Source organism: Actinomyces faecalis (assembly GCF_013184985.2).
Classification (GTDB): domain Bacteria; phylum Actinomycetota; class Actinomycetes; order Actinomycetales; family Actinomycetaceae; genus Actinomyces; species Actinomyces faecalis.
In genome coordinates, this window is sequence record NZ_CP063418.1 from 442170 (window position 1) to 457103 (window position 14934).

The 14934-nt window shown below is 70.7% G+C and carries 14 protein-coding genes; 9 read left to right on the forward strand and 5 right to left on the reverse strand.

Annotated features, from left to right (window positions below; genetic code table 11):
* The first annotated feature begins 64 nt into the window (after positions 1-64).
* From HRL51_RS01770 to galE, 3 genes are all read left to right on the forward strand, one after another.
* A complete protein-coding gene (locus tag HRL51_RS01770) occupies positions 65-1420 on the forward strand; it encodes a 5-(carboxyamino)imidazole ribonucleotide synthase (protein ID WP_280528706.1) in 1356 nt (451 codons plus the stop codon).
* Between the two features lie 45 nt (positions 1421-1465).
* On the forward strand, positions 1466-1990 hold the full coding sequence (gene purE / locus HRL51_RS01775) for a 5-(carboxyamino)imidazole ribonucleotide mutase (protein WP_172192187.1): 525 nt from the start codon (positions 1466-1468) through the stop codon (positions 1988-1990).
* A 66-nt stretch (positions 1991-2056) separates the two neighbouring features.
* The gene (galE, locus tag HRL51_RS01780) at positions 2057-3046 is read left to right on the forward strand and encodes a UDP-glucose 4-epimerase GalE (RefSeq protein ID WP_172119791.1); all 990 of its coding nucleotides are present in this window, start codon (positions 2057-2059) and stop codon (positions 3044-3046) included.
* A 44-nt stretch (positions 3047-3090) separates the two neighbouring features.
* Here galE and HRL51_RS11645 read toward each other — a convergent pair whose 3' ends face one another.
* The gene (locus HRL51_RS11645; protein ID WP_244960207.1) at positions 3091-4719 is read right to left on the reverse strand and encodes an LCP family protein; all 1629 of its coding nucleotides are present in this window, start codon (positions 4717-4719) and stop codon (positions 3091-3093) included.
* 64 nt (positions 4720-4783) lie between these two features.
* Positions 4784-6073 (reverse strand): LCP family protein, encoded by a 1290-nt coding sequence (locus tag HRL51_RS01790; RefSeq protein ID WP_244960208.1) that lies wholly within the window; start codon positions 6071-6073, stop codon positions 4784-4786.
* Between the two features lie 153 nt (positions 6074-6226).
* Between HRL51_RS01790 and HRL51_RS01795 the strand changes: the two genes are divergently transcribed.
* Positions 6227-7093 (forward strand): glycosyltransferase family 2 protein, encoded by an 867-nt coding sequence (locus HRL51_RS01795; protein ID WP_172192191.1) that lies wholly within the window; start codon positions 6227-6229, stop codon positions 7091-7093.
* On the opposite strand, the gene HRL51_RS01800 is transcribed toward HRL51_RS01795, so the two are convergent.
* Both HRL51_RS01800 and HRL51_RS01805 read right to left on the reverse strand, forming a co-directional pair.
* Positions 7029-7412, reverse strand: a complete 384-nt coding sequence (locus HRL51_RS01800; RefSeq protein WP_172119788.1) for a DUF2304 domain-containing protein — start codon at positions 7410-7412, stop codon at positions 7029-7031. The two genes, HRL51_RS01795 and HRL51_RS01800, sit on opposite strands and share 65 nt — an antisense overlap.
* A 15-nt stretch (positions 7413-7427) precedes the next feature.
* Positions 7428-8141: a glycosyltransferase family 2 protein gene (locus HRL51_RS01805; RefSeq protein WP_172192193.1), complete on the reverse strand. Its 714-nt coding sequence runs from the start codon at positions 8139-8141 to the stop codon at positions 7428-7430.
* Between the two features lie 105 nt (positions 8142-8246).
* On the opposite strand from HRL51_RS01805, the gene HRL51_RS01810 reads away from it, so the two are divergent.
* Genes HRL51_RS01810 through HRL51_RS01830 form a run of 5 tightly spaced genes read left to right on the forward strand, consistent with a single transcriptional unit; the run spans position 8247 to position 13660 of the window.
* A complete protein-coding gene (locus HRL51_RS01810; RefSeq protein ID WP_172192195.1) occupies positions 8247-8870 on the forward strand; it encodes an acyltransferase in 624 nt (207 codons plus the stop codon).
* Positions 8870-10009, forward strand: coding sequence for a DegT/DnrJ/EryC1/StrS family aminotransferase (locus HRL51_RS01815; protein WP_172192197.1), 1140 nt, complete (start codon positions 8870-8872; stop codon positions 10007-10009). The genes HRL51_RS01810 and HRL51_RS01815 overlap by 1 nt, the downstream gene beginning before the upstream one ends.
* A 2-nt stretch (positions 10010-10011) precedes the next feature.
* A complete protein-coding gene (locus HRL51_RS01820) occupies positions 10012-11043 on the forward strand; it encodes a Gfo/Idh/MocA family protein (RefSeq protein WP_172192199.1) in 1032 nt (343 codons plus the stop codon).
* Between the two features lie 47 nt (positions 11044-11090).
* Complete coding sequence (locus tag HRL51_RS01825; RefSeq protein WP_235954078.1) at positions 11091-12371, forward strand: lipopolysaccharide biosynthesis protein; 1281 nt, start codon at positions 11091-11093, stop codon at positions 12369-12371.
* On the forward strand, positions 12368-13660 hold the full coding sequence (locus HRL51_RS01830) for a glycosyltransferase (RefSeq protein WP_172192201.1): 1293 nt from the start codon (positions 12368-12370) through the stop codon (positions 13658-13660). The genes HRL51_RS01825 and HRL51_RS01830 overlap by 4 nt, the downstream gene beginning before the upstream one ends.
* A gap of 78 nt (positions 13661-13738) precedes the next feature.
* Here HRL51_RS01830 and wecB read toward each other — a convergent pair whose 3' ends face one another.
* Positions 13739-14830 (reverse strand): non-hydrolyzing UDP-N-acetylglucosamine 2-epimerase, encoded by a 1092-nt coding sequence (gene wecB / locus HRL51_RS01835; RefSeq protein WP_172192203.1) that lies wholly within the window; start codon positions 14828-14830, stop codon positions 13739-13741.
* Positions 14831-14934 lie beyond the last annotated feature (104 nt).

Consider the following 14934-nt stretch of genomic DNA (forward strand, 5'->3'; position numbering starts at 1 on the left):
GGGCACCGTGCGGCGCAGACGTGTGGGACACCGTTCCAGCCTACGGGGCGGGTAGCCTGGGGGCGTGAGCGCTCCACGTACCGTGTCCCCCGCTGCCGCTGACCGTGAGCCCGTCGTGGCCGTTATCGGTGGTGGCCAGCTGGCTCGCATGATGCAGGAGGAGGCCAGTGCGCTGGGAGTGCACCTGCGTGCCCTGGTTGAGGCGCCTGACGGCTCGACCGCCCAGATCACTGTGGATGCGCCGGTGGGACGGGCGGACGACGCTGCCGCGGTACGCCGTGTCGTGGCAGGTGTGGCCGAGGCTGGCCAGGACGCGGCGGGCCTCCAGGCGGTGGGTGCCGCTGACGTGCTCACTTTTGAGCACGAGCACCAGGACGCTGACCTGCTGCGTGAGCTGGAGGAGGCCGGTGTGTCGGTCCAGCCGACCCCGGCGGCGCTGGAGCTGGCGCGTGACAAGCTGGCGATGCGCCGGGCCATGGCCGAGGTGGGCCTGCCCCAGCCGCGCTGGGCCGAGGCTGTGGGGAGCCAGGAGGAGATGCGTGCCCAGGTCCTCGCCTTCGGTGAGGCCACCGGCTGGCCGCTGGTCATCAAGACCCCGCGCGGGGGCTATGACGGTCACGGCGTCCTCCTGGTCCGCTCTCCCGCCGACCTCGACGACGGCGAGGCGGCGCGCTGGATCGAGCAGGCTGCTGCCGCGCGAGAAGGCCGTGAGACCGCCCGGACCGGGGGAGGGGGCAGCCTGGGAGGCGCGGCTGTCACCAGCCTGCTGGTGGAGGAGGCTGTGGCCTTCACCCGCGAGCTGGCCGTCCTGGTCGCTCGCAGCCCCAGCGGCGAGATCGCCTGCTGGCCGGTGGTCGAGTCCGTCCAGGCCGACGGCGTGTGCTCCGAGGTCCTCGCCCCTGCCCCGGGACTCGACCCGGCTGCGGCCCAGGAGGCAGAGCGGATCGGCCAGGAGGTGGCTACCCGGTTCAAGGTGACCGGCGTGCTGGCGGTCGAGCTCTTCGCCGTCGAGGAGGTGGGCCAGCCCACCGCCCTGTACGTCAATGAGCTGGCCATGCGACCCCACAACTCCGGGCACTGGACCCAGGACGGGGCCGTGACCAGCCAGTTCGCCCAGCACCTGCGGGCCGTGGCTGACCTGCCACTGGGCTCGACCGCACCGGTGGCCCGGGCCACTGTCATGGTCAACTACCTCGGGGGCGAGAGCGAGCCGGCTCCTGACGCCCTGGCGCGCGCGCTCGCGGCTGACCCGGAGGCCCGCATCCACCTCTACGGCAAGCAGTGGCGTGCGGGTCGCAAGCTCGGCCACGTCAACCTCACCCTGCCCGGGGACCCGACCCAGCCGGCCACCGTCGAGGAGGCGCAGCGGCTGCGAGAGCGTGCTCGCGCCGTCGTCGTCGTCCTGCGTGGGGACGTCTGAGCGTCCTGCTGCCACTGACCGACCAGCTCAGGAAGAAGGAAGCTCATGAGTGACACCACCCGCCCCGTCGTCGGTATCGTCATGGGGTCGGACTCGGACTGGCCCACGATGGAGGCTGCTGCCCAGGCCCTGGACGAGCTCGGCGTCGGCTACGAGGCGGACGTCGTCTCGGCCCACCGTATGCCCACCGAGATGGTCGACTACGGGCGCACCGCCTCCAGCCGGGGCCTGCGTGTCATCATCGCCGGTGCCGGGGGTGCGGCCCACCTGCCAGGAATGCTGGCGGCGGTCACCGAGCTGCCGGTGATCGGGGTGCCGGTGCCGCTGAGGTACCTCGACGGTATGGACTCGCTGCTCTCCATCGTCCAGATGCCTGCGGGCGTGCCGGTCGCCACCGTCTCGATCGGTGGGGCCCGTAACGCCGGGCTGCTGGCTGCCCGGATCCTGGGGGCAGGAGAGGGGGCTGAGGCCGAGCGCCTGCGTGCGGCCATGCGTGACTTCCAGACCGAGCTGGCTGAGCTGGCGCACGCCAAGGGTGCCCGGCTGCGCGAGCGCCGTTCCCAGCTCTGAGGCCCTGGTCGAGCCCGGGGCCTCCTTCCTGCCCTACGCGGGCTCTGCTGCCACTAGGCTGGTGCCATGAGCATCCTCGTTGCCGGAGGCGCCGGATACATCGGCGCCCACGTCGTCCGTCTGCTGCTTGAGCGTGGGGACGAGGTGATCGTGGTCGATGACCTGTCCTACGGGACGCCCGAGCGTGTCGAGGGCGCGGACCTCCTCCAGCTCGACGTCGCCTCCGACGAGGCGGTCCAGGAGCTGACGGACGTCATGGAGTCTCGCGGGGTGACCGCCGTCATCCACTTTGCCGCGCGCAAGCAGGTGGGTGAGTCCGTGGCGCGCCCGGCCTGGTACTACCAGCAGAACGTCGGCGGTCTGGCCAACATGATGCTCGCGATGGAGCGGGCACGCGTGGACCAGATGATCTTCTCCTCCTCCGCGGCCGTCTACGGCATGCCGCCGGTGGAGGTCGTCCCGGAGGACATCGAGTGCCGGCCCATCAACCCCTACGGTGAGACCAAGCTCATCGGTGAGTGGATGATGGCCAACGCCGAGCGCGCCTGGGGCCTGCGCTGGGCGGGGCTGCGCTACTTCAACGTCGCCGGCGCCGGCTGGGACGACCTGGGGGACATGGCGACCCTCAACCTCATTCCCATGGTCCTGGAGCGCCTGGCCGAGGGGGACACCCCCAAGATCTTCGGCACTGACTACCCCACGCCGGACGGGACCTGCATCCGTGACTACATCCACGTGCGGGACCTGGCGACGGCTCACATCGCCGCGCTGGACTACCTGGCCAGCGGCGAGGACATGGCTGAGCACGTCTTCAATGTCGGCACCGGTCAGGGGGCCAGCGTGCGTGAGGTCGTCTCCAAGGTCATCGCGGCCACGGGTCTCAAGGTCGAGCCGGAGGAGCTGCCCCGCCGCGCAGGCGACCCGCCGCAGCTGATCGGTGACGCCACCCGGATCGGTACCGTGCTGGGCTGGAAGGCAGAGCACGACCTGGACGACATCGTCACCTCCTCCTTCACCTCCTGGCAGGCCGATCCCAACCGTCCGCACTTCGGCTGACCGAGCGCGGGCGCAGCCGCCTGCCGCGACCTGCGGCGCCGCTGCTAGCCGCTGACCTGGTTGAGGTCCGCGGTGCCCAGCTGCCCGGCACGCACCTTGGCGAAGAAGTCGGGGGCGGTGGTGTCCTGGAGCAGGACCGCCGACCCGATGTCGCCGGGGCGGTAGTCCAGGGAGCTGATCGGCGGGGCGCCGGTCAGTCCGTCAGACGAGGCCGAGCGGAAGGCCGCCATCATCTTCGCCAGGTCCGTCGTCCCGGTCTCCTGGTCCACGGTCAGGGCGTGGGTGCCGGCGTCGACGAGGGCGTCCTGACGGGAGAGGCTGGTGAGCGTCCTGGCCGAGACGGCCTCGGAGACGACGGCGGAGATCACCGCCCGCTGACGCAGCCCGCGACCGATGTCCCCGGTCGGGTCGGACTTGCGCATGCGCGAGTAGGCCAGGGCCTTGGTGCCGTCGACCGGCTGGCAGGTGCCCTGCGAGGTGTCCCAGACCAGCCCGGAGTCGGGATCGAAGACGTCGTAGTCCAGGCAGACCTCGACCCCGCCCACGGCGTCCACGACCTGCTCCACGGCTCCCATGCCGACCTCGGCGTAGTGGTCCACGGTCAGGCCCGTGAGGTCCTGGACCGTCTGGACCAGGAGCGGGGCGCCGCCGAAGGAGTAGGAGGCGTTGATCTTGTTGCCTCCGTAGCCAGGAATCGTGACGTAGGTGTCACGCGGCAGGGAGACGAGCGAGGCCTGGCCGTTGGGCGCCTTGTTGAGCACCATGATCGAGTCGGCACGGGCCCCGTCGGTCTCGTCCTGGACGGTGCCGGAGCCGGCGCCTCGTGCGTCGGAGCCGACGATCAGCCAGGTCTCTCCGTCGGAGGTGTCTGGGGCTCCTACGAGCGCGTCGACCCGTCCGAGTCCCGAGCCCACCTCGTGCACGAGCCAGCCTGCTCGTGCGACCACCAGGACCAGGAGCACCACGAGGACGCCAGCCACCCACCGCAGCGGGTGACGACGACGGCGTCGGCGTGCCGGTGCTGGAGCCGGGCCGGGCTGGGCCTGAGACGGGATGCGCGGGTCTCGTGGGTCAGCGGGGCCTGCGCCCGCAAGAGGACGGGCCGGGCGTGGTGCGGGTGTCTGTGCCCGGTAGGCAGGAGGGTAGGAGGCCGGTGGCCGCGCGGAGCCGGGGTGCCGGGTGGCGGTGGGCGCTACCTGCGTGGGCTGGGGGGCAGCCTGAGGAGCTGCTCCGAGCGGGACGGCTGAGGAACCGGGCCGGGCGTGGCTGCGGCCCGCGGCTGAAGGGCGACGCGGGGCTCCTGATCTCGGGTCCTGGTGGGCAGCACCCTCGCCCGGCGCCCTGGCGGACCTGGTGGGTCCCGCCTGACGGCCGGAGGAGGCCACGGCCTGGTCCCACCTGCGGTGAGCCTCAGGCGAGGGCGACGGCGTCGGCGGCTGCTGACGGTGCTGACCGGCAGCAGCGCTGGCGCGCGTGCCGGCGGCGGCTTCTCGCGGTGCTGCGGCCTGTGGAGAGCGTGCAGGCTGGTAGGAGGGCGGGACCGACGACGGTCCCGCCTCAGCCCCGGTCCGGGCAGGCTGCGCGGAGGGTCCCCGATGGTCCCGACGACGGCGCGGCTGGCCGGAGCCGGGTGCGAAGGACGGGGGCAGGTCTCCGGAGTCGGTCGAAGTCACAGGTGGAGGATCTCACGGGGTCGGGGGCAAGGACAGCAGGACGGTGCCGAGAACGGCGCCTGGCTCAGGAGCCGGAGGCGTAGCACTGGGCGGCAGGGTCCTCGGCGGGCTCAGGGGCAGCCTCGTTCACGGTGGTGCCGGTGGACTGCGCCGGCTCCTGAGCGCCGTCAGCGCCTGCGCCCGCAGCGTCAGTCGTCGTGCCGTCCTGGACGTCCGCCTCAGTGACCGACGGGGTGGTACCGGTTCCCTGGAGCGAGACGTTCTCAGAGCCGACGGGGACGTCGTTGATCAGGGCGCTCCACACGTCCTCCGCCTCAGCGGTGGGAACGACACGGGCGCCGACCAGGGCGTTAGGCATCGTGATGAAGCTGACGTTGTCCATACCGATGGCCTGGAGCGACTGGGCCAGGCCCGCCAGGGTCGGCAGGCTGCCGATGCGCGGGGAGGTGGTCAGGGTGGACAGAGCCGAGCGGGCGAAGGAGTACAGGTCGTCGGCGTTGGACAGCAGGCTCTTGGACTGGGCCGCACGCAGCATCGCGCCCATGAGGTTCTGCTGACGCTCGATACGGCTGAGGTCCGATCCGTCGCCGGCCCCGTAGCGGGCGCGGGCGTACTGCAGGGCAGTGGCACCGTCGAAGTGGTAGCAGCCGGCGTCGAGCACGAGGCCGGTGTGCTCAGCGTCGCTGATGTCGTCACTGACGTAGACAGTCACGCCGTCCAGCGCGTCGACCATCCTCTGGAGCCCTGCGAAGTCGACGACGACGAACTCGTCGATGTGGATGCCGGTGAGCTCCTCGACGGTCTTGAGGGTGCACGCCGCGCCTGCGGCGACGTCCTCGGCGGTGGTGCCCTCGCCGGCACCGCCCGCGAAGGCGGAGTTGAACATGGCGCTGGACTGGGCGTAGGTGGTGGTCCCGTCCGCCCGCGTGCACGAGGGGATCTCCAGCAGCGTGTCACGGGGGATCGAGACGACCTCGATGCGCGAGCGGTCGGCGGACACGTGCATGATCATCGCGGTGTCCGACCGGGCCCCGGCGACGTCGTCAGAGCCTGCGGCGCCGTCGACGTTGTTGGCACCATCACGGGTGTCGGACCCCAGGACCAGGATGTTGACAGCCACGCCGGCGTAGTCGTCGCTCACCTTGGCCTCGTCAGAACGCGTGGGGCGGGCGGTACCGATCATGGAGGCCACGTCAACCCGCGTCACCTGGCTCTGGAGGTCGTGGTAGGCGATCGCCACGAAGGAGACGACGAAGAGCACGACGGCGAGGACGACCACCATGGCGGTGCGTCCGGCGTGGTGGCTCAGGTCCTTGACGGAGTGGCGTGCGCGAGGCCCGGGTCGTGGAGACACGGACACGATCATAGAGAAAGCATGTAGGTATCCGGTGATGATCCCGTCCTCCTGGAGAAGGATTGTCGCGTTGCCGCAGTGGTCTGGGACTCATCGACCGGCTGCCTCCTCCTGCCGGGGCTGGTGGGGGCGAGGCTCGGCTAGGCTCCGAGCGTGACCTCCTCCAGCCCTGGAACCGTCCGTATCGTGACGGTCGCCTACAACCCCGGCGAGGAGCTCGAGCGCTTCCTCGCGTCGGTGCCGGCCTCGACGAGCCGGGACGTGAGCATCGTCATCGCGGACAACGGCACCGAGCACGAGCTGGTGCGTGCCGTGGCCGCTCGTCACGGCGCTCGCGTCGTGGGGGACGGGACGAACCTCGGCTACGGCCGCGGGGCCAACCTGGCGGCAGCAGGGCTGACCGAGGACTGGGTGGTCGTCGCCAACCCGGACGTCGTGTGGTGTCCAGGCAGCCTCGACACCCTGATCGACGCCTCCGTGGCCGATCCCACCGCCGGGTGCCTAGGGCCGCGCCTTCTGGGGACGGACGGCAGCGTCTATCCCTCCGGACGTGCCCTGCCTACCTTGGTCAAGGGCACCGGCCACGCCCTCCTGACCCGTGTGTGGCCCTCGAATCCCTTCTCCGCCGCCTACCACGACCAGGACGGTGCCGACCGCCAGCGTGAGGTGGGGTGGCTCTCCGGCGCCTGCCTGCTGCTGCCTGGCGAGGTCTGGCTCGCTCTCGGTGGCTTTGACGAGTCCTACTTCATGTTCTTTGAGGACGTGGACCTGGGCGCCCGGGTGAGCCGGGCGGGGTGGCGCAATGTCCAGGTACCGGGCGCCGTCGTCGTCCACGAGCAGGGAGCCAGCTGGAAGGCGCGGCCGGAGCGCATGATCCGCGCCCACCACGCCTCAGCGCGCCACTACCTGGCTGGCGTGTACGACGCTCCGTGGCAGGCGCCGCTGCGCTGGGCGGTCAGTGCCGGTCTGCGCCTGCACGAGGAGGCCGAGGTGCGGCAGGCGGCTCGGGCGCCTCGCTGAGGGCGATGCGCCGGGCCAGCTGAGTGATCTGGCGCTCGCGGGCCGCGTTGCGCCGGAAGGAGGACAGGACCTGCGCCAGGAAGGCGATGACGAGGGCGTACAGGAGCAGGTCCGTCCCACGCCCCACACCCAGCACGTGGGCCACGCGTGTCATGAGCCCAGGGAATGTGATCGCGACGACGGCGAACAGGACGAACAGCAACGTGGCCAGACGCCGGGCCGCCAGGTGGCGGGCACCTCCCGGCGAGCGCAGCATCATCCAGCCCAGTGCGCCGACGGCGACGATGAGCAGGACCTGGATGAGGATGTGGGAGCTCATGGGGGCCACCTCCGGTCAGGCGAAGAGCAGGTCGACGAGGATGTTGACCGAGTTCCACAGGGACTGGCCCTTGGCCCGGGAGTACTCGGTGTAGGCGATGTGGACCGCGTGCTCGCTCCAGGGAAGGCCGGCCTCCCCCAGCTGGCGCACGATCTGGGAGGCGTGAGCCATGCGGTTGTGGGTGAGCTCCAGCTTCCCGGCGGCGTCACGGCGCAGCACCCGCAACCCGTTGTGGGCGTCTGACAGGTGCATGCCTGAGGTCCGTGAGGCCACGTGGGCCGCGGTGCGCAGCACCAGGCGCTTGAGCCAGCCCACCTGGGCAGGGCCCTCCAGGAACCGGGAGCCGAGGACGAAGCCCAGGCCCTCGGCCTCGGCGCGGGTGACCATGGCCGCGGCGTCGGCGGGGCGGTGCTGGCCGTCGGCGTCGAAGGTGACCAGGTAGCGCGCGCTCGTGCGCTCCAGCACATAGTCGATACCGGTTTGCAGAGCGGCCCCCTGGCCCAGGTTGATGGGGTGGCGGATGACGACGGCGCCGGCGGCTGCGGCCTCATCAGCCGAGGCGTCCGTCGAGCCGTCGTCGACCGCCACGACGTGTGGGAAGGTGCGACGGGCCTGGGTGACGACCTCGCGGACCACCTGGGCCTCGTTGTACAGCGGGATGACGAGCCAGGTGGCCTGCGCAAGGTCGGCCCAGGCTGGCTCTGTCTTCTTGGTCCCCGTCTCGCTCACCTCGGTATTCTCGCACGCTCTCGCCGTAGGATGACCGGGTAGGACAAGCAGTAGCAGGACGCGGGCACGATCAGGGTGCCGTGGTGGCGGCTGCGAAGGAGAGCGATGAGCGTACGAGTCCTGGAGTCGGCGGACGTCTCGCCGCAAGCCCGGGTCGGTGACGGCACGAGCATCTGGCACCTGGCGCAGGTGCGTGAGAACGCGGTCCTCGGCACGGACTGCGTGGTGGGTCGCGGGGCCTACATCGGCCAGGGCGTGGTCATGGGGGACCACTGCAAGATCCAGAACTACGCGCTGGTCTACGAGCCGGCCCGGCTCGCCGACGGCGTGTTCATCGGCCCGGCCGTGGTGCTCACCAATGACCACTTCCCGCGCGCGGTCAATCCTGACGGCTCGCTCAAGTCCGCCTCGGACTGGGAGCCGGTAGGTGTCACCATCGAGGAGGGCGCCTCGATCGGTGCCCGGGCGGTGTGCGTGGCTCCCGTGCGCATCGGTGCCTGGGCCACGGTGGCCGCCGGCGCCGTCGTCACCAGGGACGTGCCCGACCACGCGCTGGTCGCTGGTGTGCCGGCACGGCGCGTCGGCTGGGTCGGACGCGCGGGTGAGCCCCTGGTTGCCGTGGGCGTTGGCGAGGAGGGCTACCTCGCCGGTGCCACGAGGTGGCGCTGCCCCGTGACGGGTACTGTGTTTGACGAGTCCCATGACGCGATCCGAGAGGTGACCCACTGATGCCACGCGAATTCATCCCCGCCGCCAAACCGATCCTCGGGCAGGAGGAGCGCGCGGCCGTTGACGCGGTGCTCGCCTCGGGCATGGTGGTCCAGGGTCCGCAGGTGGCGGCCTTCGAGGAGGAGTTCTCTGCCCAGGTGGTCGCTGGCGTCCACGCCGTGGCCGTCAACTCCGGTACCTCGGCCCAGCACCTGGCTACCTTGGCCGCGCTCAGTGAGACCGGTCGCCCGGTGGACCCTGAGGCCGAGGTCATCGTTCCCTCCTTCACCTTCGCCGCCACCGGTAACTCCGTGGCCGCGGCTGGTGCCCGCCCCGTCTTCGCGGACATCGACCCGGTGACCTTCACCCTGGACCCGGCCAGCGTGGAGGCCGCGATCACGGAGCGGACCGTGGCCATCGAGGTGGTCCACCTTTACGGCCTGCCCGCTGACATGCACGCGATCACGGAGATCGCCCGGCGTCACGACCTGGCTGTGTGGGAGGATTGCGCCCAGGCTCACGCCGCCGCGATCGACGGCACGCCCGTAGGTACCTTCGGGCAGTGGGGCTCCTTCTCCTTCTACCCCACCAAGAACATGACCGCCCTGGAGGGTGGTATGGCCACGACGGCGGACGAGGGGCTGGCCCGTAAGGTCCGCCTGCTGCGCAACCAGGGCATGGAGAAGCAGTACGCCAACGAGCTGGTGGGCTTCAACAACCGCATGACGGACGTCAACGCCGCGGTCGGCCGCGTCCAGCTGGGCAGGCTGGAGGGCTGGACCGCACAGCGTCAGGCCAACGCCGCGGTCCTCAACGAGGGTCTGGCAGGCGTGGCCGGAGTGGTGACCCCGTTCGTGCCGGAGGGCTACACCCACGTCTACCACCAGTACACGGTCCGCTTCGAGGGGGCCAGCGGCCAGGAGCGTAGCCGCATCCAGTCCTTCCTCAAGGACGAGTGGCAGGTTGGCTCCGGCGTCTACTACCCGATCCCCAACCACCGCCTGTCCTCGCTGGAGCCCTGTACCCAGGGCCTGGAGCTGCCGGGCACCGAGAAGGCGGCGCGTGAGTGCCTGTCCCTGCCGGTCCACCCCTCGCTCAGCGAGGCTGACCTGGAGCGGATCGTCCAGGCCGTGTCCGCCGCCGTGAAGGCAGGTGCCTGAGCATGAGCGAGAAGAACCTGCGCGTCGGCCTCATCGGCCTGGGCTCGATGGGCCGTCACCACGCACGCCTCATCCGCGCCACGGCGGGCATGGACCTGGTGGCCGTGGCAGACCCTGCCGGAGACAAGTTCGGCGTGGCGGGCGAGCTGCCCGTCCTGCCGGACGTGGCCGCGCTCATTGATGCCGGCCTGGACGCCGCGATGGTCGCGGTGCCCACGGTCTACCACGAGGACGTGGCCCTGGCCCTGGCCGAGGCCGGCGTCCACACGATGGTGGAGAAGCCCATCGCCGCCACCGCGGCCTCGGGCCGCAGGGTGGCTGAGGCCTTTGAGCAGGCGGGCCTGGTCGGCGCCGTCGGCTACGTCGAGCGCTGCAACCCGGCGCTACGGGCGCTGCGTGAGCGCCTGGACGCCGGCGAGCTGGGGCAGGTCTACCAGGTGCTGACCCGTCGTCAAGGGCCCTTCCCGGCGCGCATCAGCGACGTCGGCGTGGTCAAGGACCTGGCCACCCACGACATCGACCTCACCGCCTGGGTGGCAGGCGCACCCTACGAGAGGGTCTCGGCCCAGGTGGCCTACCGCTCTGGGTACGACCATGAGGACATGGTGGTGGCCACCGGCCGCCTGACCAACGGCGTCATCGTCTCCCACACGGTCAACTGGCTCACCCCCTTCAAGGAGCGCGTCACGATCGTCACCGGCGAGAAAGGGGCCTTCGTCGCGGACACGCTGACCGGGGACCTGACCTTCTACGCCAACGGCACGGTGGAGTCCACCTGGGACCAGATCGCCAACTTCCGCGGCGTGAGCGAGGGAGACGTCATCCGCTACGCCATCCCCAAGCGTGAGCCCCTGGCCCTGGAGCATGAGCGTTTTCACCACGCCGTGGCGCGGGTGACGGGTACTGGGTGCCCGGACACCTGCGCGAGTCATGAGGGCGAGGAGATCGTCACCATGAGTGAGGGCGTGAACACCTTGCGCGTGGTCGAGGCGGTGCTCGAGGCGGCTGCGTCCCACCGAACGGTCGAGCTCTGAGCGGCGGGGAGCGGGCTGCCGGCCCTCGCGGGCGCCTGGGTGCGATGATGCGGTCGGTGCTGGGCTCCTCACCCTTCCTCGGCCACGTCCTGACCCTTGTGACGGGTACCGCCGTCGCCCAGGTGGTCTCCTTCCTCATGACCCTGTTGCTGGCGCGGGTCTACGCCCCTCATGACCTGGGTCTGATGGCGACCTACACCGCGGTGTCCGGGGTGGTGATCGCCGTGGCGGCACTGCGCTACGACATGGCCGTCATGCTGCCACGCCGTGACACCGAGGCCCTGGCGGTCGCCAGGCTCGCCCTGTGGTGCATCCTGGTGGTCTCGGTGGCTGTCAGCGCCGTGAGCCTCCCGCTGCGTGGGACCGTCGCCCGCTACTGGGGGCAGGAGGTGGCCGCCTGGCTGCCGCTGGTGGGGCTGACGACCTTCCTCATGGCGGGGGTGGAGCTGGCGAAGTACTGGTTCAACAGGCACAGCCGCTACCGCGTGATCGCCGTCAACCAGGCGGAGCAGCAGATCGGCCTGACCGGGGGGCAGCTGGCGCTGGGACTAGCGGGGCTCGGCGGCCTGCCGGGCCTGGTGCTCGGGCACACCGCCGGGCAGCTGTTCGCCTTCCTCAACCTCTTCCGCCAGGCCCCCGAGCTGCGTCGTCGCCTGCCCGAGGGTGCTCCGAGTATGGGGCAGGTGGCTAGGCGCTACAGGCGCATGCCGCTGCTCAATGCCCCCAATGCGCTTGTGGACGCGGTACGTCTGAGCGGTATCCAGCTGCTCATCGCCAGCTACTCGGTGGCCGAGCTGGGGCAGTTCCAGATGGCGTGGAGGGTGCTGGACGCCCCCCTCATCCTCATCAACGGCGCGGTCTCGCGGGTCTTCTTCCAGCGGCTCTCGCAGGTCGAGCCCGGGCAGATGCGTCCGCTCGTGCGCGGCCTGGTCAGGCGCGCCGTCATGGTGGGGGTGGCCCCCTTCGCCCTCATCTACCTGCTCTCGCCGTGGATCTTCCCCTTCTTCTTCGGACCCCAGTGGGATACTGCCGGCGGCTTCGCCCGGGCCCTGACGCCCTGGCTGTTCATGCTGCTCATTACCTCCCCGGTCTCCAACCTCTTCGTCGTCACCGGACACCAGGACTGGATGCTGGGCTTCGCCGTGGTCTACGCCGCGGTGCCCCTGGCCTGGCTGGCCCTGTCCCCGCTAGACCTGCTGGTGACAACCTACGTGCTTGGTGCCCTCATGGCGATGCTGCTGGTGGGAATGACCGGGCTCTCCCTTCTCGCGGCCCGGCGTTTCGACTCGGGCGGCACAGGTACGACCACGGACAAGGAGCTGGTATGAGCAGTGCGCGGGTCCCCCAGGGCGGTGGGCAGGATCGCCGTGTCCTGTTGCTGCTGACGGACTTCTACCCCTACGAGGTGGGGGAGGAGTTCCTGGAGCAGGAGATCGAGATCCTGTGCCGGGCCTTTGACGAGGTGGTCGTGGTGCCGGTGCGGCTGTCGCAGGGGGCGCGTCAGACCCGCGCCCTGCCCGCCAACGCCCGCTGTGCTCTGCTGCCAGCCTCCCGCCTGCCGGACTGGAGGGCGCAGGCGCTGATCCGCGCGCCCCAGATCCTCCTGGGCCGTGAGCGCATGATTGACACCCCGCCCTGGCGCTCCTTCGGACGCTTCGGCATGGATGTGCGCTTCGCTGCGATTGCGCTGTCGGCCCGTGCCCGGATGCGTCGGCTCCTGCCCTCCCTCGGCCTGGAGGGGGCGGAGGTGACGGTCTACTCCTACTGGTTCTTCACCGGCGCTGCCCTGGGTGGGATGCTGCGGCGCTACGAGCTGGCGGGGCAGCGGGTGCGGGTGGTGGCCCGCGCCCACGCCTACGACGTCGACGAGGCGGATGCTCCACGTGGTTACGTCCCCTCCCGGCGATTCGTCATGGAGGCGGTGGACAGGGTCTACCCGATCTCTGAGTATGCCGCCGGATTCCTCCGACGCCGTTTCCCCCAGGCCGGGGACCGGATCGAGGTCAGGCGGCTGGGTGTCCCGGCATCTGAGCCCCGGCCGCGTCGTCACACGGAGCCTTTCGCGCTGGTCTCCTGCTCCCACATGGCGCCCTACAAGCGGGTGGGGCTCATCCTCCAGGCGGTGGCTGAGCTTGAGCGGCGTGGGCGCCGTGTGACCTGGACGCATATCGGTGAGGCCGATGCCGCCCGGCTGGCGGCGATGCGGCAGCGGGCGCGCCGGGAGCTGGGCACGACGCCGGTCACCTTCACCGGGCACATGAGCAACAGTGAGGTCCGTCATCTCTACTCCTCCTCCGACTTCTCCTGCTTCCTCAACTGCTCCGACGGGGAGGGCGTGCCGGTGTCAGTGATGGAAGCCCAGGCGGCGGCCTTGCCCGTGGTGGCGACGGCTGCCGGGGGGACCGGTGAGATCGTCCACGACGGCGTCAACGGCAGGCTCGTACCGGTGGAGGTCACGGCCGGCCAGGTGGCTGACGCCATCGAGTCCGTCATGGACCTGGACCCGCGGGAGTACACCCGGATGAGTGAGGCGGCACGGGCGAGCTGGGCACGAATGAGTGACGCAGGGAGGCAGTACCGCGAGTTCGTCCAGGCACTGGTGGCGTTGTGGGAGTGAGCGTGCGCCTGCTCCCACCACGCGGGAGCAGGCAGAAGGCGGCGTCCTGACGCCCCTGGGACCGGGCGTGACCTGGGCTCAGGGGCGCACGCGGGGCAGGTGCTCGGTGAGGACCTGTGCCACACGCGTGGCAGCATGACCGTCTCCATAGGGGTGGGCGACAGACTCTGCGGGCTCGGCCGGGCGCGGGCGTGAGGCGGCGCGTGCCACCTGCGGACCCGGCTCAACCAGCACGTTCCACCCCAGCTCGACGGTCTCGACCCACTCTGTCTGCGGGCGCACCGTCGTGCACGGCACGCGTAAGAGGAACGCCTCTTTCTGCAGGCCCCCGGAGTCGGTGACTACCCCACGCGCGCCCAGCACCGAGCAGATGAGGTCCGGGTAGGCCAGCGGCTGGTGCAGCCGCAGGCTGCCACGGTTCTCAAGCCTCATGCCGTGGCGGGCGCAGGAGGCGACCAGGCGTGGGTGGGCCAGCAGCACGACCGGGTGGTCCATCTCGGTCAGGCAGGTGAGCACCGCCTCCAGGCGCTCGGCGTCGTCCGTGTTCTCCGCCCGGTGGATCGTGGCCAGGGAGTAGGAGCCGGGGGCCAGGCCCATCTCCTGGGCCACCGGGCTGGGGCGGTGGGCGACGGCGTCGCGCTGGGACAGCAGCACGTCGGTCATGACGTCGCCGACGACGACGGTGCGTGTGGACAGGCCCTCAGCCTCCAGGTGGGAGGCGGCTACCTGCGTGGGGGCCAGCAGGAGGTCAGCGGCGTGGTCGGTCAGGACACGGTTGATCTCCTCGGGCATCCGCCTGTTGAAGGAGCGCAGCCCCGCCTCCAGGTGCGCGACGGGCACGTGGAGCTTGACCGCCGCCAGCGCCCCGGCGAGCGTGGAGTTGGTGTCCCCGTAGACCAGGACCCAGTCGGGCTGGTGGGTGTCCAGGACCTGGTCCATGGAGCTGAGCATGGTGCCGGTCTGGACCCCGTGGGAGCCCGAGCCGGCACCGAGGTGGACCTGGGGGGCGCTGATGCCCAGGTCAGTGAAGAAGACGTCGGAGAGCATCGGGTCGTAGTGCTGGCCCGTGTGGATGATGACGTGGTCGGTCCCGTGGGCGCGTAGGGCCGCGTCCACGGGGGCGAGCTTGACGAACTGAGGGCGGGCACCGACCACCGACATGACACGCATGCCGCCAGGGTACCGGGAGGGGCAGGGGACTGCCCCTCCCGGCGCGGGCGCCACCACATAGCGTGCTCCGGCATCACCCTCGTGGCGGACCACCTCTAGACTTC

Coding starts and splice junctions, on each gene's coding strand:
- purE (WP_172192187.1), top strand. CDS start 1,466: ATGAGTGACACCACCCGCCCCGTCGTCGGTATCGTCATGGGGTCGGAC.
- galE (WP_172119791.1), top strand. CDS start 2,057: ATGAGCATCCTCGTTGCCGGAGGCGCCGGATACATCGGCGCCCACGTC.
- HRL51_RS01800 (WP_172119788.1), bottom strand. CDS start 7,412: ATGAGCTCCCACATCCTCATCCAGGTCCTGCTCATCGTCGCCGTCGGC.
- HRL51_RS01810 (WP_172192195.1), top strand. CDS start 8,247: ATGAGCGTACGAGTCCTGGAGTCGGCGGACGTCTCGCCGCAAGCCCGG.
- HRL51_RS01815 (WP_172192197.1), top strand. CDS start 8,870: ATGCCACGCGAATTCATCCCCGCCGCCAAACCGATCCTCGGGCAGGAG.
- HRL51_RS01820 (WP_172192199.1), top strand. CDS start 10,012: ATGAGCGAGAAGAACCTGCGCGTCGGCCTCATCGGCCTGGGCTCGATG.
- HRL51_RS01825 (WP_235954078.1), top strand. CDS start 11,091: ATGCGGTCGGTGCTGGGCTCCTCACCCTTCCTCGGCCACGTCCTGACC.
- HRL51_RS01830 (WP_172192201.1), top strand. CDS start 12,368: ATGAGCAGTGCGCGGGTCCCCCAGGGCGGTGGGCAGGATCGCCGTGTC.
- wecB (WP_172192203.1), bottom strand. CDS start 14,830: ATGCGTGTCATGTCGGTGGTCGGTGCCCGCCCTCAGTTCGTCAAGCTC.